Source organism: Rhizobium sp. SG_E_25_P2, from assembly GCF_029892285.1.
Classification (GTDB): Bacteria; Pseudomonadota; Alphaproteobacteria; order Rhizobiales; family Rhizobiaceae; genus Rhizobium_E.
This window is the reverse complement of sequence record NZ_JARXVM010000016.1, coordinates 47,596-70,891: the sequence shown is the minus strand read 5'-3', so window position 1 is coordinate 70,891 and position 23,296 is coordinate 47,596. Positions and strand designations below refer to the sequence as shown.

The 23,296-nt window shown below is 61.6% G+C and carries 18 protein-coding genes; 8 read left to right on the top strand and 10 right to left on the bottom strand.

The window, feature by feature from the left end:
- Positions 1 to 8: 8 nt before the first annotated feature.
- The 3 genes from M2360_RS20225 (at position 9) to ilvD (ending at position 5,988) form a co-directional block, all read left to right on the top strand.
- Complete coding sequence (locus tag M2360_RS20225; RefSeq protein WP_280777136.1) at positions 9 to 2,837, top strand: valine--tRNA ligase; 2,829 nt, start codon at positions 9 to 11, stop codon at positions 2,835 to 2,837.
- 360 nt (positions 2,838 to 3,197) lie between these two features.
- A complete protein-coding gene (exoR, locus tag M2360_RS20220; protein WP_280777135.1) occupies positions 3,198 to 3,992 on the top strand; it encodes an exopolysaccharide production regulator ExoR in 795 nt (264 codons plus the stop codon).
- Positions 3,993 to 4,146: 154 nt separating this feature from the next.
- Complete coding sequence (ilvD, locus tag M2360_RS20215) at positions 4,147 to 5,988, top strand: dihydroxy-acid dehydratase (RefSeq protein WP_280777134.1); 1,842 nt, start codon at positions 4,147 to 4,149, stop codon at positions 5,986 to 5,988.
- Positions 5,989 to 6,050: 62 nt separating this feature from the next.
- On the opposite strand, the gene M2360_RS20210 is transcribed toward ilvD, so the two are convergent.
- From M2360_RS20210 to M2360_RS20190, 5 genes are all read right to left on the bottom strand, one after another.
- The gene (locus M2360_RS20210) at positions 6,051 to 7,595 is read right to left on the bottom strand and encodes a M10 family metallopeptidase C-terminal domain-containing protein (protein WP_280777132.1); all 1,545 of its coding nucleotides are present in this window, start codon (positions 7,593 to 7,595) and stop codon (positions 6,051 to 6,053) included.
- 197 nt (positions 7,596 to 7,792) lie between these two features.
- Entirely contained in the window at positions 7,793 to 8,566 is a 774-nt protein-coding gene (locus tag M2360_RS20205; RefSeq protein ID WP_280777131.1) for an amino acid ABC transporter ATP-binding protein, read from the bottom strand.
- Between the two features lie 13 nt (positions 8,567 to 8,579).
- Positions 8,580 to 9,737: an amino acid ABC transporter permease gene (locus M2360_RS20200; RefSeq protein WP_280777130.1), complete on the bottom strand. Its 1,158-nt coding sequence runs from the start codon at positions 9,735 to 9,737 to the stop codon at positions 8,580 to 8,582.
- A 1-nt stretch (position 9,738) separates the two neighbouring features.
- Positions 9,739 to 10,932, bottom strand: coding sequence for an amino acid ABC transporter permease (locus M2360_RS20195; protein WP_280777129.1), 1,194 nt, complete (start codon positions 10,930 to 10,932; stop codon positions 9,739 to 9,741).
- A gap of 96 nt (positions 10,933 to 11,028) precedes the next feature.
- Positions 11,029 to 12,054 carry an amino acid ABC transporter substrate-binding protein gene (locus tag M2360_RS20190; RefSeq protein WP_280777127.1) on the bottom strand — a complete coding sequence of 342 codons (1,026 nt, stop codon included), beginning with the start codon at positions 12,052 to 12,054 and terminating at the stop codon, positions 11,029 to 11,031.
- 331 nt (positions 12,055 to 12,385) lie between these two features.
- On the opposite strand from M2360_RS20190, the gene M2360_RS20185 reads away from it, so the two are divergent.
- Positions 12,386 to 13,570 (top strand): cystathionine beta-lyase, encoded by a 1,185-nt coding sequence (locus tag M2360_RS20185; RefSeq protein ID WP_280777126.1) that lies wholly within the window; start codon positions 12,386 to 12,388, stop codon positions 13,568 to 13,570.
- A 22-nt stretch (positions 13,571 to 13,592) separates the two neighbouring features.
- Here M2360_RS20185 and M2360_RS20180 read toward each other — a convergent pair whose 3' ends face one another.
- Complete coding sequence (locus M2360_RS20180; protein ID WP_280777125.1) at positions 13,593 to 14,747, bottom strand: FAD-dependent monooxygenase; 1,155 nt, start codon at positions 14,745 to 14,747, stop codon at positions 13,593 to 13,595.
- 50 nt (positions 14,748 to 14,797) lie between these two features.
- A complete protein-coding gene (locus M2360_RS20175; protein WP_280777124.1) occupies positions 14,798 to 15,043 on the bottom strand; it encodes a zinc-finger domain-containing protein in 246 nt (81 codons plus the stop codon).
- A 124-nt stretch (positions 15,044 to 15,167) separates the two neighbouring features.
- Here M2360_RS20175 and M2360_RS20170 point away from each other — a divergent pair, with 124 nt between their 5' ends.
- Entirely contained in the window at positions 15,168 to 15,950 is a 783-nt protein-coding gene (locus M2360_RS20170) for an alpha/beta fold hydrolase (RefSeq protein WP_280777123.1), read from the top strand.
- A 12-nt stretch (positions 15,951 to 15,962) separates the two neighbouring features.
- Here the strand turns inward: M2360_RS20170 and M2360_RS20165 are convergent, their stop codons facing one another.
- Positions 15,963 to 16,757, bottom strand: coding sequence for an enoyl-CoA hydratase-related protein (locus M2360_RS20165; RefSeq protein WP_280777122.1), 795 nt, complete (start codon positions 16,755 to 16,757; stop codon positions 15,963 to 15,965).
- Positions 16,758 to 16,835: 78 nt separating this feature from the next.
- Here M2360_RS20165 and cysE point away from each other — a divergent pair, with 78 nt between their 5' ends.
- Together cysE and M2360_RS20155 are read left to right on the top strand one after the other, a co-directional pair.
- Positions 16,836 to 17,660, top strand: coding sequence for a serine O-acetyltransferase (gene cysE, locus M2360_RS20160; protein ID WP_280777121.1), 825 nt, complete (start codon positions 16,836 to 16,838; stop codon positions 17,658 to 17,660).
- A 90-nt stretch (positions 17,661 to 17,750) separates the two neighbouring features.
- Positions 17,751 to 17,954 (top strand): DUF3126 family protein, encoded by a 204-nt coding sequence (locus tag M2360_RS20155; protein WP_280777120.1) that lies wholly within the window; start codon positions 17,751 to 17,753, stop codon positions 17,952 to 17,954.
- Between the two features lie 137 nt (positions 17,955 to 18,091).
- Here M2360_RS20155 and gltA read toward each other — a convergent pair whose 3' ends face one another.
- Positions 18,092 to 19,381, bottom strand: coding sequence for a citrate synthase (gene gltA / locus M2360_RS20150; protein WP_280777119.1), 1,290 nt, complete (start codon positions 19,379 to 19,381; stop codon positions 18,092 to 18,094).
- 407 nt (positions 19,382 to 19,788) lie between these two features.
- On the opposite strand from gltA, the gene M2360_RS20145 reads away from it, so the two are divergent.
- Positions 19,789 to 22,053, top strand: coding sequence for a ComEC/Rec2 family competence protein (locus M2360_RS20145; protein ID WP_280777118.1), 2,265 nt, complete (start codon positions 19,789 to 19,791; stop codon positions 22,051 to 22,053).
- Between the two features lie 15 nt (positions 22,054 to 22,068).
- Here M2360_RS20145 and glp read toward each other — a convergent pair whose 3' ends face one another.
- On the bottom strand, positions 22,069 to 23,295 hold the full coding sequence (glp, locus tag M2360_RS20140; RefSeq protein WP_280777116.1) for a gephyrin-like molybdotransferase Glp: 1,227 nt from the start codon (positions 23,293 to 23,295) through the stop codon (positions 22,069 to 22,071).
- Position 23,296 lies beyond the last annotated feature (1 nt).

The following is a 23,296-nucleotide window of genomic DNA, read 5'->3' as shown; positions in this document are numbered from 1 at the left end:
GTATCATCATGCTCGAAAAAACCTATGATTCGGCGTCCATCGAACCCAGGATCGCCAAGAAGTGGGAAGAGGCCGACGCTTTCGCGGCCGGCGCCAACGCCAAGCCGGGCGAAGACTCGTTCTGCATCGTGATCCCGCCGCCGAATGTGACCGGCTCGCTGCATATGGGCCATGCGCTCAACAACACGCTGCAGGACATTATGATCCGCTTCGAGCGGATGCGCGGCAAGGATGTGCTCTGGCAGCCAGGCATGGACCATGCTGGCATCGCCACCCAGATGGTGGTGGAGCGGCAGCTTGCCGAACGCAAGGAGCCCTCGCGCCGCGACATGGGCCGCGAGGCTTTCGTCGAGCGCGTCTGGCAGTGGAAAGACGAATCGGGCGGCATGATCTTCAACCAGTTGAAGCGCCTGGGCGCCTCCTGCGACTGGTCGCGCGAGCGCTTCACCATGGACGAGGGCCTGTCGGAGGCCGTTCTGGAAGTGTTCGTCCGGCTCTATAAAGAAGAGCTGATCTACAAGGACAAGCGGCTGGTCAACTGGGACCCGAAGCTCCTGACCGCGATCTCGGATCTCGAAGTTGAGCAGGTCGAGATCAAGGGCAATCTCTGGCATCTGCGTTATCCGCTGGAAGACGGCCTGACCTATGATCATCCGGTTGCCTTCGACGAAGATGGCAAGCCGACCGAATGGGAAACGCGCAACTATCTCGTTGTGGCCACGACCCGGCCGGAAACCTATCTGGGCGACACCGGCATTGCCGTCCACCCTTCCGATGAGCGTTATCAGGCGCTGGTTGGCAAGAATGTCGTGCTGCCAGGCGTCGGTCGCCGCATCCCGATCGTCGCAGATGAATATCCCGATCCAGAAGCCGGCACGGGCGCCGTCAAGATGACGCCGGCGCATGACTTCAACGACTTCGAAGTCGGCAAACGCGCCGGCCTGCGCATGATCAACATCATGACGACAGACGGCAAGATCACGCTCGCCGACAATGAGGACTTCCTCGAAGACCTGAACCGCACGGACGCTCTGGCGCAGTTGATCGCGGAGCTCGACGGCGTCGAGCGTTTCGCCGCCCGCAAGAAGATCGTCGAGATGTTCGAGGCCTGGGAACTGCTCGAGAAGATCGAGCCGCACACGCATATGGTGCCGCATGGCGACCGCGGCGGCGTGCCGATCGAGCCGCGTCTCACCGAACAGTGGTATGTCGACGCCGCGACGCTGGCCAAGCCGGCGATCGCTTCGGTGCGCGAGGGCCGCACAAAATTTGTCCCGAAGAACTGGGAAAAGACCTATTTCGAATGGATGGAGAACATCCAGCCGTGGTGCGTGTCGCGCCAGCTGTGGTGGGGTCACCAGATCCCGGCCTGGTATGGCCCTGACGGTACGGTCTTCGTCGAGAAGACCGAGGAAGAGGCGCTGCACGCCGCCATCCAGCATTACATCGCCCATGAAGGCCCCTGGAAGGCCTGGGTCGAGGAAAAGCTTGAGGAGATGAAGCCGGGCGAGATCCTCACCCGCGACGAGGACGTGCTCGACACATGGTTCTCCTCGGCGCTCTGGCCGTTCTCGACGCTCGGCTGGCCCGAAAAGACGCCGCAGCTTGACCGCTATTACCAGACCGATGTTCTGGTGACCGGCTTTGACATCATCTTCTTCTGGGTCGCCCGGATGATGATGATGGGGCTGCATCTGATGAAGGACGAGGCCGGCAATCCTGTCGAGCCGTTCCACACCGTCTATGTGCATGCTCTGGTCCGCGACAAGAACGGCCAGAAGATGTCGAAGTCCAAGGGCAATGTCATCGATCCGCTCAACCTGATCGACGAATACGGCGCCGACGCTCTGCGTTTCACGCTCGCCATCATGGCGGCGCAGGGCCGCGACGTGAAACTCGATCCCGCCCGCATCGCCGGCTATCGCAGTTTCGGCACCAAGCTGTGGAACGCCACGCGCTTCGCCGAAATGAATGGCGTGAGCCGCGACGCCGATTTCCGGCCGGAACAGGCGACGCTGACCATCAACAGGTGGATTCTCACCGAATTCGCCAAGACGGTGGCGGAGGTGACCAGCGGCGTCGAACAGTTCAAGTTCAACGAGGCGGCGGGCTCGCTTTACCGCTTTGTCTGGAATCAGTTCTGCGACTGGTATCTCGAACTTCTGAAGCCGGTGTTCTCCGGCGAGGACGAGGCGGCCAAAAAGGAAGCGCAGGCGTGTGCTGCCTATGTGCTGGAGGAGACCTACAAGCTGCTCCATCCCTTCATGCCGTTCATGACCGAGGAATTGTGGGAGCATACCGCCTCGCGCGACAGCCTTCTCTGCCACGCCGCCTGGCCGGCTCCGACTTTCAGGGACGACACCTCGGCGGAGGAAATCAACTGGCTGGTCGATCTGGTCGGCGGCATCCGTTCGGCGCGTTCCGAAATGAACGTGCCGCCGGGCGTTACCGCGCCGCTGGTGATGGTGGGCGCCAATGCGCTGACCCGCGAGCGTGTCGAGCGCAATGAAGCGGCGATCAAGCGGCTGGCCCGCGTTGAAACTGTGTCCTTCGCCGATGAGGCGCCGAAAGCCTCGGCGCAGGTGGTCAGCGGCGAGGCGATCGCCTGCCTGCCGCTCGGCAGCCTGATCGATCTTGGCGCCGAAAAGGCGCGGCTCGACAAGGCGCTCGCCAAGACGCAAGGCGATATCGATCGTATCGTCGCCAAGCTGTCGAACGAGAAATTCGTCGCCAACGCCAAGCCGGAACTGGTCGAGGCGGAACGCGAGAAATTGGCGGAGCTCGAACAGCAGAAGGCGAGTCTGCTGGCGGCGCTGGCGCGGATCTCCGACGGCTGAGACGAAGGCAAACCTAATGAAACGCGCCGTCCCATGGAATGTTCCGTGGGGCGGCGTTTGTTTTTCGGCAATCTCATTTTGTGACGATTTAGCAACACTTTTTTCGTTATTCTTGCCGTCGCCCCGGAGGTCTGGAAAGCTCGTCCATTTCCTGCCACAAAACGGGCGCTACGAATATCGCCAGTCAAGCGCGGGTGTAGATGTTCGCGCGATAGGGTCGGAATGAACACGTACGCAATCGAAAATCTCTCGGGATGGCGGAAGGTGGTTGGCGGCAAAAGCCGGCGGCGCCCAGGCCTGCGTAATTCGTTCAACATCCGGCGGGTAAACGCAGTCCTTCAAGGGACAACTGAGTAAAACATGCAGCGCTACGCATTTTCAGGCTTTAAGGGAATGATGCTCGGTACGGCGCTGGCGCTGTGTTCCGGCGGCTATGTTTGGGCGCTGGATCCCAACGCGGCCGTTTCTCCCGAATCGGGTCCGTTCGATCTTTTCAGGTTCGGCTTCAAGTCCTATCAGCAGGGCAACAAGCAGGACGCGGTGGAAGCCTATCGCTATGCGGCCGAGAAGGGCCATACGGGGTCGCGCTGGGCGCTGGCGACGATGTATGCCGATGGCGACGGGGTCACCAAGAATGATTTCGAAGCCTTCAAGATGTATTCGGAGATCGCCTCGCAAGGCGTGGAGCCCGGATCCAACGACACCGGCTTCTTCGTCAACGCGCTGATGGCGCTGGCCGAATATTATCAGCGCGGCATTCCCAAGAGCCCGATCCGTCCGGATCTCAGCCAGGCGCGGCAACTCTATTTCCAGGCGGCGTCGGCTTTCGGCGACACTGAGGCGCAGTTCCGCCTCGCCAAGATGCTGCTGACGGGAGAGGGCGGCGAGCCCAATATCCGCCAGGCCAAGAAATGGCTCAATCGGGCTCGCAAGGAAGGCCATGTCGGCGCCATGGGCGTGTTTGGCAATGTGCTGTTCCAGGAAGGCCAGACCGTGCGCGGGCTTGCCTATATGACGGCGGCGCTCGACACCTGCAAGCCGCACGACCGCGACTGGCTCCAGTCGATGCAGGAGCAAGCGTTCTCTTTGGTCGACGAGAAAGACCGCCGCAAGGCGATCGAACTGTCTGCCACGATCGGTCGCTCCACCGACTAAACGCAGGATTTCCGATCACGGCAATTTGCCCCGGAAGCGTACCGCTTCCGCTTGGATCGGTAGTGACTTGCCTTTAGAATTGATCTACCTAACGGCCCTGACGACCGGATCGGCCCGCTTCTGATGGCGCGCCGTCGCAATCGAGGACTTTTCCATGCCCGCTTATCGTTCGAGAACAACCACCCATGGCCGCAACATGGCGGGCGCGCGCGGTCTTTGGCGCGCCACCGGCATGAAGGATGGCGATTTCGGCAAGCCGATCATCGCGGTTGTGAACTCCTTCACCCAATTCGTGCCGGGTCATGTGCATCTCAAGGATCTCGGCCAGCTCGTGGCGCGCGAGATCGAAGCCGCCGGCGGCGTCGCCAAGGAATTCAACACCATCGCCGTCGATGACGGCATCGCGATGGGCCATGACGGCATGCTCTATTCGCTGCCGTCGCGCGAGCTGATCGCCGACAGTGTCGAATATATGGTCAATGCGCACTGCGCCGACGCGATGGTCTGCATCTCCAATTGCGACAAGATCACGCCTGGCATGCTGATGGCGGCGCTGAGGATCAATATACCGGTGGTTTTCGTTTCGGGCGGACCGATGGAAGCCGGCAAGGTCGTGCTCAACGGCAAGACGCATGCGCTCGATCTGGTCGACGCCATGGTCGCGGCCGCCGACGACAAGATGTCGGACGCCGATGTGACCGCCATCGAGCAGAACGCCTGTCCCACCTGCGGCTCGTGCTCTGGCATGTTCACCGCCAATTCGATGAACTGCCTGACCGAGGCGCTCGGCTTGTCGCTGCCCGGCAATGGCTCGACGCTGGCGACGCATTCGGATCGCAAGCGGCTGTTCGTCGAGGCCGGCCATGTGATCGTCGACATCACCCGCCGCTATTACGAGCAGGACGACGAGAGCGTGCTGCCGCGGGTGATCGCCTCCAAGCAGGCTTTCGAGAACGCCATGGCGCTCGACATCGCCATGGGCGGCTCGACCAACACCGTGCTGCATATTCTCGCCGCCGCCCATGAAGGCGGGATCGATTTCACCATGGACGATATCGACCGTCTGTCGCGCAAGGTGCCGTGCCTGTCCAAGGTCGCGCCCGCCAAGAACGACGTGCATATGGAAGATGTCCACCGCGCCGGCGGCATCATGTCGATCCTCGGCGAGTTGGACAAAGGCGGGTTGTTGAACCGCGATTGCCCGACCGTGCATGCCGCGACCCTCGGCGATGCGCTGGACCGTTGGGACATCACCCGCACCAACAGCGAGAGCGTGCGCGAATTCTTCCGCGCGGCGCCCGGCGGCGTGCCGACGCAGACGGCGTTCAGCCAGTCGGCGCGTTGGGACGAACTCGACATGGACCGCGAACACGGCGTCATCCGCTCGGTTGAGCATCCTTTCTCCAAGGATGGCGGTCTTGCCGTGCTCAAGGGCAACCTGGCGCTCGACGGCTGCATCGTGAAGACCGCCGGCGTCGACGAATCGATCCTGAAATTCTCCGGCCCCGCCAAGGTCTATGAAAGCCAGGACGCCGCCGTGAAGGGCATTCTTTCGAATGAAGTGAAGGCCGGCGATGTCGTCGTGATCCGTTATGAAGGCCCGAAGGGCGGCCCGGGCATGCAGGAAATGCTCTATCCGACCAGCTATCTGAAGTCGAAGGGTCTCGGCAAGGCCTGCGCGCTGATTACTGACGGCCGCTTTTCCGGCGGCACCTCCGGTCTCTCCATCGGCCATGCCTCGCCTGAGGCGGCCAATGGCGGCATGATCGGGCTGGTGCGCGAAGGCGACATGATCGACATCGACATTCCCAACCGCACCATTGAGTTGCGCGTTTCCGCAGAGGAACTGGCCGCGCGCAAGATCGATCAGGACGCCAAGGGCTGGAAGCCGGCCATTACGCGCAAGCGCAATGTGTCGAAGGCGCTCAAGGCCTATGCGGCTTTCGCCACCAGCGCCGATCGCGGCGCGGTGCGCGATCTCGGGCAGTTTGATTGATCGCCAGGAAACTGGACAGAAAAAAGCGCGCGCCCGGCGAGGTCGCGCGCTTTTTTGTTGGATCAGGCGACCAGCAGGAAGTCCGTCGCGTCGATGACGGCAAGCTTGATGTTGGCGAGCGTGACCGTCTGATCGGTATCGAAAGTCAGCACCACATTCGATCCGACCTGCTTGGCGAGGGCGACGACCTGGGACGTCGAACTATATGAGAAACCGTCGAGTTCCAGCTTGTCGAAGCCGTTCTGGAAATCGGTGATCTTGTCGAGACCATCATTGTCTTCGAAGACGAAGGTGTCGCCATCCGTTCCGCCCGTCAGGGTGTCGGCGTCAGCGCCGCCATCCAATCGATCGATTCCAGCGCCGCCATTCACCGTATCAATGCCGGTTCCAGATGAGATCGTATCGGCGCCAAGACCGCCAACGAGGTTGTCCTTGCCGGTTTCGGCCGTGATCGTGTCATTGCCCGCGCCGCCATCGGCGCGATTGGCGCCGTCACCGAGATAAAGCGCATCATCTCCATTGCCGCCGAGCAACTGATCGTCGCCCGTCAGGCCGTAAAGCGTGTCGTTGCCGTCATTGCCGGTCAGGACGTTTTTGGCTTCATTGCCATAGATGGTGTCCGCTCCCGAACCGCCGATGGCGTTTTCGATCAGCGAGCCGGTGTTGTTGTTGTACATCAGCGCATTGTAGATATTGCCGCTGGCTGAATGGCCATTGCCGAGGCTGGCGAGCTGCGAGGAATTGAAGGTCGAATGCCCGCCGGCGCGCAGATCGATGGACAGATTGGTTGAGTAAGATTTGAGATCGTAAGTGTCGGTTCCGCCGCCGTCCCAGATCGTCGCGAAGATCAGCGATCCGCCGGCGTCGACGCCGACCTTGCCGTTGACATAGGTGTCGCCATTGGCGGCTGACCATTTGTAGGTCGTGTTGGTCTTGTTGGTGGTGAAGTCTGCGCCGTACATCTGTTGGAGCGCGGCGATGTCGGCCATCATATAGGTCTGTGGCGCGGACCAATTCGAATAGGTATAGCCATTGGTGTCGGCGCCGGCATAGGTCCGATAGGTCATCACGCTGTATTCGAGCGAATCGTACTCGGCGGGCAGCGCGGCAAAATTGCCTTCCGATTCATGACCGTGTTTCAATCCGAGCGCATGGCCGATTTCGTGCAGCACCGTGTGCCAGGCGTAGTTTCCCGCCTGCGCGTTGGTGTAGTCGTAATTGCGGCCGAACCACATGTCGCCAGCCTGGGCATAGTTGCCGGGCATATAGGCATAGGCGGTGGAGGGGGCGTCCGATTGGGCGAAGCGCAGCGTCGCCGATGCGGTCGCCGCCGAGGAGAAGGTGGCGTTGGTGAAGCCCTCGATGGCGAAACCGTCATTCGCCGCGGTTCCAAAGGATTGTTCGACGGCAAAAAGCGCCGCGTTCTTCTGCTGCGTGGTGGCGGCGGCGAAATTCTGACTGGATTCGCTCGTGTAGCTGTAATCGGTCGCTTTGGTCGGGAAGGCGTAGGTGATGGTCCCGCTCCAGGCATAGCCGTAGAGCACGCCGTCGATCATGGAATTCCCCGTCGCTGAAACGGTCGCGATTGTCTTGGCGGTTCCTGTCATGGTGTTGTCCCCGAACGTCGGCGCGGTTTGGCCGTGATGATTTCGGAGAATGACAGAATGTATTTTCAACTCGACTAATGGATGCGGTTAACTGTCCGGCGCTCATTCGGTGCGAATTTTATCTATCCGGTTCAGAACAGGAAAAACGACAAAGAGCCGGCGTTTGGCCGGCTCTTGTCGCGTTTCGGCATCGATCTTCAGTGCAGGATCTGGCTGAGGAACAGCTTGGTGCGTTCATGCTGCGGATTGTCGAAGAAGGCGCCGGGTTCGTTCTGTTCAACGATCTGCCCCTGGTCCATGAAGATCACCCGATTGGCGACCTGGCGGGCAAAGCCCATTTCATGGGTGACGCAGAGCATGGTCATGCCTTCCTCGGCGAGACCGACCATGGTGTCGAGCACTTCCTTGACCATTTCCGGATCGAGCGCCGAGGTCGGCTCATCGAACAGCATGATCTTCGGCTTCATGCACAGCGCCCGCGCAATGGCGACACGCTGCTGCTGGCCGCCCGAAAGCTGGCCCGGATATTTGTGGGCCTGATCGGGGATCTTGACGCGGGTGAGGAAATGCATGGCGATTTCCTCGGCCTGCTTCTTGGGCATCTTGCGAACCCAGATCGGCGCCAGCGTGCAGTTTTCCAGGATCGTCAGATGCGGAAACAGGTTGAAGTGCTGGAACACCATGCCGACCTCGCGGCGCACTTCGTCGATGCGCTTGAGGTCGTTGGTGAGTTCGATGCCGTCGACGATGATGGTGCCCTTCTGGTGTTCTTCCAGACGGTTGATGCAGCGGATCATCGTGGATTTGCCGGAACCCGACGGGCCGGCGATGACGATGCGTTCGCCCTTCATCACCTTGAGATTGATGTCGCGCAGAACGTGGAATTCGCCATACCACTTGTTCATGCCGATCAGTTCGACGGCGACATCGGTCGAGGACACGTTCAGTTTCTGTGCGGCGTCATTAGCCATGGTGTTTTCCCCTTTATCTCTTGTGTCCAGTGTCGAGGCGGCGCTCGATGAAGCTGGAATAGCGCGACATGCCGAAGCAGAACAGCCAGAACACGAAGCCCGCAAAGATCAGACCCGTGAGCGGCGTGACCGGCGTCAACCAGGTCGTGTCGCCAAAGCTGTTCTTCACCACGCCAAGCAGGTCGAACATATTGATGATCGACACGAGCGAGGTGTCCTTGAACATGCCGATGAAGGTGTTGACGATGCCGGGAATGACCAGCTTGATCGCCTGCGGCATGATGACGAAGGTGATCTTCTGGCCGTAGCTCAGGCCCAGCGAATCCGCCCCTTCATACTGCCCCTTCGGAATGGCCTGCAGGCCGCCGCGGATGACTTCCGCCATATAGGCCGAAGCGAAGATCGAGACGCCGATCAGCGCGCGCAGGAACTTGTCCATCGGCGTGTCGCCCGGCTCCAGGAACAGCGGCAGGAGCACGCTGGCCATGAACAGAACGGTGATCAGCGGCACGCCGCGGATCAGTTCGATGAAGGACACGCAGAAGCCCTTGACGATCGGCAGCGTCGAGCGACGGCCGAGCGCGAGGAAAATGCCGATCGGCAGCGACACGACGATGCCGACGAAGGACAGGATCAGGGTGACCATCAATCCGCCCCAACGCGCCGTTTCGACATGGGTCAGGCCGAACCAGCCCCCGAGCAGCAGCACGAAGGCGACGATCGGCAGGACGACCAAAAGGGCGATGGCGTTCCAGCCCTTGAACGGAGCCTTGGGGATCAGGAACGGCACAAGGAGGCCGACGAACAGGATCGCGACGACGATTGGCCTCCACAGCAGGTCGCGCGGATAGGAGCCCACCATGAACTGCGTGAAGTAATTGCCGACATAGGCCCAGCAGGCGCCGGACCAGCCTTCGGGTTGAATGCCGCCCTGGGCGGGGGTGGCGCAAACGGTGCGGTCCGAACCGGTCCACACCGCCTTGATCACCAGCCAGTCCAGCGCGTGATAGAGGAACCAGACGATGATCGCTCCCGCCGCGAGCGTGAGGATCGAGTCGACCGGCGTCGCAAACAGGTTGCGGCGTATCCAGCTTGCCGACGTCGCGTCGCCGATCGGCGGCTTTTCCGGCGTCAGGAAGGTCTGGCGGACGTAAGCGTAGTCATTTGCCATATCAGCGCTCCACCAATGCCATTTTCGCGTTGAACCAGTTCATGAACAGCGACGTGATCAGACTGATCGACACATACAAGATCATCCAGATCGCGATGATTTCGATCGAATGGCCGGACTGGTTGAGAATGGTGCCGCCGACCGCCACGAGATCGGCGTAACCAACAGCGATGGCGAGCGACGAATTCTTGGTGAGATTGAGATATTGCGAGGTCAGCGGCGGAATGATGATCCTGAGCGCCTGCGGCAACACCACCAGACGCGTCGTCAAGCCGTGACGAATGCCGAGCGCCTGCGCCGCCTCGCTTTGACCCTTGGCGACGCCGCGGATGCCGGCGCGGACGATTTCGGCGATAAAGGACGCCGTGTAGAAAGACAGCGCCAGATAGAGCGACAGGAATTCAGGTCCCACGACCATGCCGCCGTTGAGATTGAACTTGCCGAGCACGGGCGCGTCGAAAGTGAGGGGCGCGCCGAGCGCCAGGAAAACCAGCAAAGGCAGACCGATGACCAGGCCAAAGCCCACGCTGATGGTCGGATATTGCTTGCCGGTCGCCATCTGTTGGCTCTTGGCCCAGCGACTGAAGCCGAAAGCGAGGGCGATGCCGAGGATCAGGGCGATCACGATCAGGCCGGAGCCGTCGCCGAACACCGGAGCCGGCATGAACACGCCGCGATTGTTCAGATAGACCGACAAAGGCAGTTCGAAAGATTCCTTCACACCCGGCAGGATGTCGAGAACCAGCTTGTACCAGAAGAAAATCACCAGCAGCGGCGGAATGTTGCGGAACACTTCGACATAGACGGTGCAAAGCCTGGCGATCAGCCAGTTCTGCGACAAGCGACCGACGCCGACCAGCAATCCGACGATGGTCGCCGTAATTATGCCGAAAACGGCGACAATAAGCGTGTTGACCAGGCCGACAAGCAAGGCGCGGAAATAGGTCGAGTCGCTCGTATAGGCGATCAGGCTTTGGCCGACGTCGAAACCGGCGCGGCTGCCGAGAAAGTCGAAGCCCGCCGTCATATTGGCGCGAGCCAAATTTTCCGCCGCATTTGTCACGGCGGTGTAAATGAATGCGATGACGACGATAACCGTCACGGCCTGGTAGAAGTAACCGCGGATTTCCGGGTTATAGAGAAGCGATTGCGAAGGACTGTCGTCCCCGACGCGCGTTGTGGCGTCTGCTGCCATGCATTTTTCCCCGTTTTTCGCCGCTCCCTTCAGGGAGCTTATTCATCTATGTTCTAGGCGAAATCGGGAGGCGGCTTTGCCGCCTCCCGGAAGATTTTAGCGGATCGGCGGGGCGTATTGCAGGCCGCCCTTCGACCACAGGGCGTTCAAGCCGCGCGCGATCTTCAGGTTCGAGCCCTGGCCGACATTGCGTTCGAAGGATTCGCCGTAATTGCCGACGGCCTTGACCACGTTATAGGCCCACTTCTCGTCCAGGCCGAGATCCTTGCCGATCGTCTGGTCCTTTTCGGCGCCGAGGAAGCGCTGGATGTCCGGGTTGGTGGACTTGGTCATCTCATCGAGATTGGCCGTGGTAATGCCGAATTCTTCAGCGGTGACCATGGCGTAGTGAACGTAGGAGACGACGTCGAACCACTTGGAGTCGTTCTGGCGAACGGCCGGGCCGAGCGGCTCCTTGGAGATGATTTCCGGAAGGATCACGTGATCAGCCGGATTGGCGAGCGACAGGCGGATCGAATACAGGCCCGACTGGTCGGTGGTGTAGACGTCGCAACGGCCGGCGTTATAGGCGGCGTCGACTTCTTCCTGCTTTTCGAACACGACCGGCTTGTATTCCAGCTTGTTGGCGCGGAAATAGTCGGCGAGGTTGAGTTCGGTGGTGGTGCCGGACTGGACGCAGACGGCGGCGCCGGACAGTTCCAGCGCGCTCTTCACGCCGATGTCCTTGCGGACCATGAAGCCCTGGCCGTCATAATAATTCACAGCGCGGAAATCGAAGCCGAGCTGCGAATCGCGGCTGGCGGTCCAGGTGGTGTTGCGCGCCAGAATGTCGATTTCGCCGGACTGCAGGGCCGGGAAGCGATCCTTGGCGGACAAAGCGGTGAATTTCACCTTGGTGGCGTCGCCGAACACGGCGGCGGCGATGCCCTTGCAATAATCGACGTCGAAGCCGGTGAAATTACCGTTGGCGTCCTGAGAACCGAAGCCGGCCAAGTTGGCGTTGACGCCGCACTGGACGAAGCCCTTGGCTTTGACGTCGTCGAGCGTTCCGGCCTGAGCAGCCGCTGCGCCGAGCGCCACGATCGCTGCGCCAAGCACGCCGGTCAAAAGCTGTTTCGTCATGTTTCGTACCTTCTTGTTTGTTGTTTCCCCGCCGTTTCTCGCCAGAGCGAAAACGGTCGTCCAGCCGTTTCCCTTTCAGGTGGACGTCGCTCTAAGACAATCGTAAACGCTGCGTTAGTCAAGTGTTGCCGAGATTTTTGCGTATATTAGTGCGCAAACATCCCTGTTTCCGGAAAAATGTGCAGATCTGGACCTATTAAATAGGCCATTAGGCGAATTTTTTTGCGTTTTCGACCAAGGACGGCATTATGCCGCGAAAACGCGGGGCGTCGCGCTTGACCAAAAAGCCCGGCCTGTGGAAATCCAGCTTCAGCATTGATGGAGATAAAGCATGGTCAAGGACGTCGGCGAGGGTGAAATGGGCATCAATACGCGGCTCGCGCATCAGGGCTATAGTCCGCGCGACTATCACGGCTTCGTCAATCCGCCGGTCGTACACGCCTCGACGGTGTTGTTTCCGGACTCCCGCACGCTTGAAACCAGCGGGCAGTCCTACACCTATGGCACGCACGGAACGCCGACCACAGATGCGCTCTGCGCCGCGATCAACGAACTGGAGGGATCGGCGGGCACGATTTTGCTGGCCTCCGGGCTTGCCGCGATCACCGTGCCGTTTCTCGCTGTGCTCCGGCCGGGCGATCACATTCTGGTGGTCGATTCGGTCTATTTTCCCACGCGGCGTTTCTGTGGAACGGTGCTCGCGCGCATGGGCGTGGAGACCGAATATTACGATCCAGAGATCGGCGCGGGCATAACGAGCCTGATCCGTCCCAACACACGGCTCGTGCATCTCGAAGCGCCGGGGTCGAACACGTTCGAAATGCAGGATGTGCGCTCAATCGCCGACGCTGCCCATGCCGCCGGCGCAATCGTGTCGATGGACAATACCTGGGCGACGCCGCTCTATTTCAAGCCGCTCGATTTCGGCGTCGATATTTCGATCCATGCGGCGACCAAATATCCCTCGGGTCATTCCGACGTGTTGATGGGCACAGTTTCGGCGAACGACAAGCTGTGGCCGGCGATCGACGAAATGAATCTGGTGATGGGCCTGTGCGTCGGCGGCGACGACGCCTACCAGATCCTGCGCGGTCTCAGGACCATGGGTGTCAGGCTGGAGCGTCATCAGGAGAGCGCGATAAAGGTCGCTCAATGGCTGGAGAGCCGCGACGACGTCGCCTCCGTGCTGCATCCGGCTCTGCCGAGCTTTGCCGGCCACGCCATCTGGAAGCGCGACTTCAAGGGCGCGTCAGGCGTGTTTTCCTTTGTGTTGAAATCAGAGCCTGAAAAGGCCAAGGCGCGCGCGCATGCCTTTCTCGATCGTCTGACACTGTTTGGTCTCGGCTATTCCTGGGGCGGCTATGAAAGCCTCGCCGTGCCTGTCAATCTCGGCGACCGCAAGATCCGCAAGGCGCCCGAAGGCGGCGCGCTGATCCGCCTGCAGATCGGGCTTGAGGATGTCGCCGATCTCCAGCGCGACCTCGAAGCCGGCTTCCGGGCGGCGGCGGAGATTTAACCACAGAAAGGAAGCCGGGCGTTCAGCCCGGCGCCTTGTAGCCGTAAAGCCAGTCGAGATCGGCCGCGACGCTTTCGGGCTTGCGCAGCTTTAGCACCAGGTCGCGGGCGACCCGAACTGGGCCGCGCGCGTGATAGGCGAATTTGTTGAAGGCGCCGCGAGAACGGACCCGGGCGATGCGCGCCTGACGGTTGCGCTCGAAAAAGGCCAGCGCGTCGGCGAGATCGACCCGAGCGGTGGCGATGCCCGCCAGTTCATAGGCGTCTTCGATCGCCATGGCGGCGCCCTGGGCCGCGAACGGCGTCATGGCATGCGCGGCGTCGCCGATCAGCACCCTGTCGCGGCCATCGGTCCAGCGGCCTTCGGAGACGCCAAACAGCGGCCACCAGGTCGGTTTCGGCGCATAAGACAAAAGCGTCCTGATATCGCGATGCCAGCCGGCGAATTGCGTCGTCATCTCGTTGCGATGGGTGGGATTGCAATCGGCCGCCCAGGTTTCGCCGGGATTGGCCCCGCTCGACAGCGCCACGACATTGAAGGCGCCCGCGTCCTGCAGGGGATAAGCGACGATATGGGCGCGGGGGCCGACAAAGGCGGTCACATTGCGCGGATTGAGGAACGACGGCGCGTCCTTTTGCGGAATGATGAACCGCCAGGCGACCATGCCGGAAAATTCCGGCTTGCCGGCAGAAGGAATAGACGCGCGGAAACGCGACCAGACGCCATCGGCGCCGATCGTAAGGTCCGGCGCCGCGCCGAGCGCCGAGGCCAGCGCGTCCGAGGCTTCGTAGCCGGCCGACAGGCGCAGATCGATTAACGGATGATCGGAGACGGCTTCGAGCAGGGCTTTCTGCAGCGTGGCGCGATGAATCGCGGCGTAGGGAGAGCCCCACCGCGTGGCCGCCAGTTGCTTGGCCGAAATCGAGGCGAGCGGCGCGAGCGTGGAGCCGGACACAAGGCAGATATTGTCGGGCTCGCGCCAGACCGGGCGCAATTTCTCTTCGAGGCCAAGCTGGCTGAGGATATAAGTGGCGTTGGGAGAGAGCTGGAGGCCAGCGCCGACTTCCTGGAGCCGCGACGCCTTTTCCACGACCAAGCAGGACACGCCCTTGCGGGCGAAGGCGAGGGCGCTCACGAGTCCAGCAATGCCGGCGCCGACGATAGCGACGGTTTTCATGTTCGATTGAAATCCTGTCTTCGCGCCCTCATGCGGGACGCAACAATGCGTTACGCGGCGCGCTCGATAAAGACGCAACCGGCCGGATTGGACTGGTTGGCCTTGAGCGACGGATCGTAGCGATACAAGGTCGAGCAATAGGAACAGATCTTTTCGTTCTCGTCGCCCATATCGATGAAAATATGCGGGTGATCATACGGCGCAGACGCGCCGGTGCACATGAATTCCTTGACCCCGATATTGATCGTCTTGTATCCGCCGTCATTCTGGAAGTGCGGAATGCTGTGCCCAGCCATGCATGTCTCCGAAGGCAATTCTATTTCGTGCCGCAACATAATCTCTCGGACGATAAATGTGTAGGGTCAAAAAGCCGCAAGCCGCCTCAATGGGCATAAAAATCTAGCCGAGACCGATTCCGCCATGCATCAGACCCTTCCCGAATTCTCCCGTTTTCACCATTCCGATCTGGACTTCGCCTATTTCGACGTCGGTCCGCGCGACGTAGCGCCCGTGCTGCTGATCCATGGATTCGCCTCTTCGGCGCTGGTCAACTGGGTTCATCCCGGCTGGGTGCAGACGCTTCTGAAAGCGGGCAGGCGGGTGATCGCCCTCGATAATCGCGGCCATGGCGACAGCGGCAAGCCGCATGATCCGGCCGCCTATCACCCGGCGCTGATGGCGGGCGATTCGGCCGCGTTGCTCGATCATCTCGGCATCGGGAAGGCGGATGTGATGGGCTATTCCATGGGCGCGCGGATTTCGAGCTTCCTGGCGCTCAACCATCCAGAACGGGTGCGTTCGCTGATCTGGGGCGGTCTGGGCTTCGGTCTCATCGAAGGGGTAGGCGACTGGGACCCGATCGCCGATGCGCTCCTCGCGCCCTCGCTCGACGACGTCACGCATGAACGCGGACGGATGTTTCGCGCCTTCGCCGACAAGACGGGCAGCGACCGCCTGGCTCTGGCGGCCTGCATCTCCTCCAACCGCGTGCTGGTCACGGAGGCCGAAGTCGCCCGGATCCTGCAGCCGGTGTTGATTGCGGTGGGGACCAAAGACGACATCGCCGGCGATCCGCATCGGCTGGCGGCGCTTCTGCCCGATGGACGCGCCGTGGACATTCCGGGGCGTGATCATATGCTCGCGGTCGGAGATCGCGTGTTCAAACAGGCGGCGCTCGATTTCTATCAGGACCTCGACGGCTGACGCCAGTCCTTGTCACCGGCCGATGAAGTTTGGCCGGCGCTTTTCGGCGAAGGCGCGCCGTCCTTCGGCGTAATCTTCGCTCTCGAACGTGGCGGCGCCCAGGTGATCGGCGTCCCGCTCGAGACCGGCGTCGTCCTCGGCCGCAGCGCGCAGAGCCAGTTTGGCGGCGCGGATCGACAAGGGCGCGTTGCCGGCGATACGCTCAGTGAGCGCTGCTGCGGCGGCGTGCAGAGCCTGCAGGTCAGGATGCGTCGAGAGAAGAAAGCCCGAGGCCAGCATGTCGCTCGCGCTCCTCGTCTCTCCCGTATACAGCATCTGGCGCGCCTGCTGCTGGCCGAGGGCCAGCGCGATGTCGCGCATGGCGGACGCCGGATACGCCAGACCAAGCCCGGCAGGCGGCACGGAGAAGCGCGCATCTTCGGTTGCGAGCCGAAGATCGGCCGCCGCAACCAGCCCGAAGCCGCCGCCATGGCAGGATCCGGAAATCAGCGCGATCACCGGGATGGGTGATCGGCGGACCGCCGCGAAAGCGTCGACATTGACGCTTTCATATAGACGGGCGCTTTCAGCGTCCTTTCTGACCTCCGAGAATTCCGAAATATCGGCGCCGGCCGAGAAATGTGCGCCGTCGCCGGACAGGAGAATGACGCGAGCCTGCTGATCGATCGCAGAGCCGATCGCCTCTGGCAGCGCCCGCCACATTGCGAGGTTGAGCGCGTTGAGACGCGCCGGCTGGCAGATGCGCAGACGCGCCACATCCATGTCGAGCGCCAGGCGGATTTTACCCTCTGCAAACTCCAATTCCATTCCCTCGCTCCCCCCATTTCAATGGACGCCGAGATGACCTATATTGCCGGTCTCGAGGAAGCTCAAGGAGAGCCTGAAATGGCTGCCACATTCGAAATCCGCGCAAACGAGTCGGTCAAGACGATGGACCCGATTTGGGATGAACTGCGCTTGGAAGCGCGGCATGCGGCCGAAAAGGATCCTGTTCTCGGAACTTTTCTCTATTCGACGATCATCAATCACAAGACACTCGAAGACTGCGTGATCTATCGCATCAGCGAGCGTCTCGATCACGCCGATATCCCCTCGGTGCTGCTGCGCGCCGCATTCGAGGAAATGCTGACGGATTGGCCGGAATGGGCGCGCATCATTCGGGTCGACATTCAGGCCTATTACGACCGCGATCCTGTCTGCACCCGCTACATAGAGCCGGTTCTGTATTTCAAGGGCTTTCACGCCATCCAGACCCATCGCCTGGCGAATTGGCTGCTGAAGCAGGGACGCAAGGATTTCGCTCTGTATCTGCAGAGCCGGTCGTCGAGCGTGTTCCAGACCGACATCAACCCCGCTGCCCGCATCGGCAAAGGCTTCTTCCTCGATCACGCCACCGGCCTCGTCGTCGGTGAAACGGCGGTGATCGGAGACAATGTCTCGATCCTGCAGGGCGTAACGCTGGGCGGCACCGGCAAGGAAAGCGGCGACCGCCATCCCAAGGTGGCCGATGGCGTTCTGATCGGCGCGGGCGCAAAAGTGCTCGGAAATATCCAGATCGGCAAATGCTCGCGCGTGGCCGCCGGATCGGTGGTGCTGAAACCCGTGCCGCCCAAGACAACGGTGGCGGGTGTGCCGGCGCGGGTGATCGGAGAGGCCGGTTGCTCGGAACCTTCGCGCTCCATGGATCATTTGTTGACGAGCTTCGAATAAAGCCGTGGCAAAGGCGGAGGTCTCGCTTGCGGCGCACGCCCCGGCATGGCACAAGCGCCGCCATCCGATCGCGAATATGGAGCAAGAGCTTTGAAAGCCGAAGAACTCAAGAAACTCGAAGCCTATTTCAAGAAGACGCTGAACCCGGAAATCTCGGTCAAGGCGCGCCCGCGCAAGGACGACTCGGCCGAAGTTTATCTGGGCGATGAATTCCTGGGCGTGATCTACAAGGACGACGAGGACGGTGACCTGTCCTACAATTTCTCCATGGCGATCCTCGACGTCGATCTCTGATCTGGCCTCAGTCTAGTATTTCAAAAGCCCGCGCCGCCGATCTGGCTGGCGCGGGCTTTTTTGCGCCCATGGAAAAGACGGCATAAAAAAACCGGGCCCCGAAAGGCCCGGCTCGATCATGATGAAATTAGCGCGGTTCAGCGTTTGGAAACCGGCACGTAATCCCGGGGCGGGGCGCCGACATAGAGCTGGCGCGGACGGCCGATGCGCTGCTGCGGATCCTCGATCATTTCGTTCCACTGGGCGACCCAGCCGACGGTGCGGGCGAGCGCGAACAGAACGGTGAACATCTCGGTGGGGAAGCCCATCGCCTTCAGCGTGATGCCGGAATAGAAGTCGATGTTCGGGTAGAGCTTCTTCTCGATGAAATATTCGTCGGAGAGAGCAATGCGCTCAAGCTCCATCGCCACTTCGAGCAACGGATCGTCCTTGACGCCGAGTTCGCCGAGCACTTCATGGCAGGTCTTCTGCATGATCTTGGCGCGCGGATCGTAGTTTTTATAGACGCGGTGGCCGAAGCCCATCAGACGGAACGGGTCGTTCTTGTCCTTGGCCTTGGCGACATATTCAGGAATGCGGTCGACCGAACCGATCTCGGCCAGCATGTTGAGCGCGGCTTCGTTGGCGCCGCCATGGGCGGGACCCCAGAGGCAGGCGATGCCGGCGGCGATGCAGGCGAAGGGATTGGCGCCCGAAGAGCCGGCGAGACGCACGGTCGAGGTCGAGGCGTTCTGCTCATGGTCGGCGTGCAGGATGAAAATACGGTCCATGGCGCGGGCCAGAACCGGGTTCACCTTGTACTCTTCGCAAGGCACAGCGAAGCACATGTTGAGGAAGTTGGCGGCGTAATCGAGATCGTTCTTCGGATACACGAAGGGCTGGCCGATATGGTATTTGTAGGCCATGGCCGCGATCGTCGGCATCTTGGCGATCATGCGCAGCGAAGCGACCATGCGCTGATGCGGATCGGTGATGTCGGTCGAGTCGTGGTAGAAGGCCGAGAGCGCGCCGACCGTGCCGCACATGACGGCCATCGGGTGGGCGTCGCGACGATAGCCGGTGAAGAAGCGGCTCATCTGTTCATGCACCATGGTGTGGCGCGTGACGCGATTGTCGAAATCCTTCTTCTGGATCGCCGTCGGCAATTCGCCATAAAGAAGCAGGTAGCAGACTTCGAGGAAATCGCCCTGTTCGGCGAGCTGGTCGATCGGATAGCCGCGATGCAGCAGCACGCCTTCGTCGCCATCGATATAGGTGATCTTGGATTCGCAGGACGCCGTGGAGGTGAAGCCCGGGTCATAGGTGAAGGCGTTTGCAGCTTTGTAGAGCGGCGCGATGTCGACGACGTCAGGCCCGATCGATCCCGATCGGACGTTGAGCTCAACTTGTTTGCCGTCGAGCGAAATAACCGCTTTCTTATCAGCCATAATATCCTCCGTTCAGGATAGGGATGCAGCCACAAAGCCGCCACAATTTCATTGCGCGCTTTTGCTATCTGATTTCTTGAACAAAGCCAACCATACCAAAGAGGTATTGCTGCGATGCAGTTGAGGTTTTGGCACTGCAAAACCCGGAAATCAAAGAAAATTTTTGTGAGAATGGATTAAATCGGTTCGCACTTCGTTCAACATTGATCAAATATCCGAGTCGGCGTTTTTACGTTGAAATTTGCAAACATCGGTTGCAGTCTCTGCCGGGGGCCGGCGAGATGACTGAGGCAGGCGAGACGGAAAAACAAGCGACGCGATGGATTGATCAGGGCGATCCAGATCTCGACTCGCGGTTCTTGCCCCGCGCGCTGTCGCAGCCGGGGGAATTGTTTGCGGAAACACCCATGGCGGCCCGCTCAGGCTGGCTTTCGACCGCCCCACTTGTCGAGGCGTTCCGCGCCGGCGCTCGCATGGAGGCGGATTTCGGCCATGGTTTCCTCTGGGCGCCGGTCCTGTTCGGGACAGGCGCGGCGCTGTGGTTTTCACGCCCGGAGACCCCGTCACTCCTGGCTCTGGCGATCGTTCTCATCGTCACCGGGATCTCCACCGCGCTGATAAGCCGCGATCGTCATGGCGCGCGCTCTTTCGCGACCGCGCTGTTCCTGATGGCCGCAGGCGCATGCGCAGCAGACTGGGAGTGCCGGCGCGTCGATTCGGTGCTTCTCGACAGTCCTGTGACCACCACGATCCGCGGGCGCGTGGAAACGCGGGAAGCAGATGGGAGGGGCCGCTGGCGTTATCGCATCCGCGTCCTGGAGACCGTTGAGCCCAGGCTAAAGCGCCCTCCAGATATCGTGACGATCACCGGCGGGCGCGGCGCGGCGATCGCGCTCGGAGCCGGGATTGAGGGCAGGGCGCGTCTTGCGCCCCCGTCGGGGCCTGCGCTTTACGGCCTCAATGATTTCGCCTTCGACGCCTATTTCTCGGGCGTTGGCGCGCAAGGGTATTTTTTTGGCGCGCCCCAGCCTTGGTCCGCACCGTCTTATGCGGTTGAAGACGGCCCGTTCGAGCGCATGTTCGGCTGGATCGAGCCTCTTCGGCTGGCGATCAGCGCCCGGATTCGCTCTGTATTGGCTGGAGACGTCGGCGCCTTCGCCGCCTCGATGGTGACAGATGACCGGCGGGCGATATCCAAGGAGACGACAGAGGCGCTGCGCCTGTCGGGGCTCGCCCATATCGTGGCGATCTCGGGACTCAACATGGCGCTTGCCGCCGGTCTGTTTTTCGTCGGCCTGCGCATGGCGCTCAGTCTGTCGCAACGCATTGCTCATACATGGCCGGTCAAGCGCATCGCCGCGTTTGGCGCGCTCGTCACCGTCACCGGTTATTTCATGATTTCAGGCTTCGCGGTGTCGGCGGAGCGCGCCTATGTAATGATGGCGATCATGCTGATCGCGGCGATATCCGGCCGGCGCGCCATCAATCTGCGCAATGTGGCGATGTCGGCGATGATCATTCTCGCGATCACGCCATCGGCCTTGCTCGGGCCGGGCTTTCAGATGTCCTACGCCGCCACCATCGCCTTGGTGGTCGGCTATTCCGCCTGGTTGCGGCGCGACGCAGGCCCGTCTTTGGTGGACGTTATGCCGCTTCTGCGCCCGGTTGCGCCGATGTGGCGCTTCTTTCTCGGCGTCTTCGCGACGTCGCTGATCGGCGGCCTCTCGACCGCGCTGTTCTCAGCCGAGCATTTCCATCGCCTTGCCGCCTGGGGGCTTCTGGCCAATCTGCTGGCCATGCCGGTGATCTCCTTCGTCGTGATGCCCTGCGGACTGATCGCGTTGCTGCTGATGCCACTGGGTCTCGACTGGCTGCCGCTCGAGATCATGGGGCTAGGGCTCGGCTGGGTGATCGGCGTGGCGCATTGGGCTGCGTCGCTTGGCGGCGACTGGGTGACGGGACGTCTGCCTGGCTGGTTTTTTCTAAGCATGACCGCCGGTCTTTGTGTCGCGGCGCTTTTCAAAAGCCGGCTTCGCCTCGCCGGCGTTGGAATATGCCTTGCTGCCGGAGCGGCGCTGGCGGCGGCGCCCGGGCAATCGGCCCCTCGTCTCATCATCCATGAAAACGGCCGGCTGCTTGGCTTGACCACCGGTGATGGGATCGCGGTCAGCGAACCAAAGCCGGAAGCCTTCATCATCGATCAATGGCGGCGGGCGCTCGGGCTGGACAGGATCGACAAGCCCGAGATGTCGGACATTCTGGCGCTGCCACGACCGAACCGGGATGCGCCGCCGGTCGATCCTGCCGCGATCCTGGAGCGGATGGGCGCGATGAAGGCCGCGCTGCCGCCGAGCCGGTTCCTATGCGAGAAAAACGGCTTTTGCGCCGGCCGCGTCACCGACGACATTGCCGTCGTCGTCATCACGCGCGCAGCCTTCGCCGGTCCGGCCTGTGACGCTTTCGAGATCGTGGTCGCCCCGGTTCGGCTCGGTTTCAAGGACTGCCGGTCTGGCGCCCGGTTGATCACACTCGCGAGCCTCCGCCGCACGGGCACACTGGAAATCCATGTTGAGGACGAGACGTTGAAGGACCTGCCGGCGCTCGACACGATCAGCCGCCCCTGGCAGCGGCACCGCGCCTATGACTGGCGTGAGGACAAGTTTATTGATTGAGATGGTGTAACAGCATTAATCGCCGGCGCGCAGCATCAGGATCGGGCACAGGCTGCCCGCGGCAAGGGCAGGAGCGTTCGGCGCGCGGATGATCAGCGCCTCGGAATTGGCGAAGATCTTCATCTGCGAGGAATCCTGCTTGCCGTAGGAGCGAACAACCAGCCGGCCGTCGTCACTGTGATGCAGCCTTGCGCGCAAATAATCCTGTCGATGGTCATTGGCGGCGAGATCGGTGTCGGTGATCGCCGTCGCCAGCCGATCCGGCGGCGAGCGCCGCGCGAGCTTCGCCAGCAGCGGCTCGAGGAACAACAGACCGCAGACCATGCTGGAGACGGGATTGCCCGGCAGGCCGAGCACCTGGATCTCGCCGAGCGCGCCGACCATCAGCGGCTTGCCCGGCCGCATGGCGATGCGCCAGAAATCGAGCCGCATGCCGAGATCGATCAGCGTCGACTGGACGAGATCATGATCACCGACAGAGGCGCCGCCGAGCGTAACGATGACGTCAACACCGCGCGCCTTGGCGCGTTCGACCGCGGCAGTGATCGCCTTGGGATCATCGGCGACGATTCCAAATGTCTCGACATCCGCCCCGGCTCGGCGCGCCAGCGCCGCGATGGCGAAGACGCTTGATGCGACGATCTGGTCTGGGCCAAGCTCGCTGCCGGGCTCGCGCAACTCATCGCCCGTGGCGATGACGCCCACGAGCGGGCGCTTGTAGACGCTGACGTCGGCATGGTTCGATGCCGCAGCCAGCATCAGCCGACCGGGATCGAGCAGCAGTCCTTCCGCCAGCACGACTTCGCCTTCAGCGAAATCCTGCCCGCGCGGGCGGATATGACGGCCGAGATCCGGCAGGAAGGTCAGTTCTATTCGCCCATCGTCGCGCCGGATCGCGTCTTCCTGCAACAGCACGGTGTCAGCGCCTTTCGGCACGGGCGCGCCGGTGAAGATGCGCACGACCTGGCCGGCCCCGACCATTCCTGCAAAGGAGCGGCCTGCCGCCGATTCGCCTATGACAGTGAGCGTATCGCCGATCTCCGAGACGTCGCCGCGCCTGAAGGCGTAGCCATCCATGGCGGAGGCGTCGAAAGGCGGCTGTGTCAGGCGTGAGATCACGGGCTCGGCCAGCACGCGCTGATCGGCGTCCCAGATCGGCAGCGTCTCACATATCTCGATGGGCCTGGCTGCAGCGAGCAGGCGGGCTTGCGCCTCTTCGACCGGGATCAGCGGCCCGGCCATC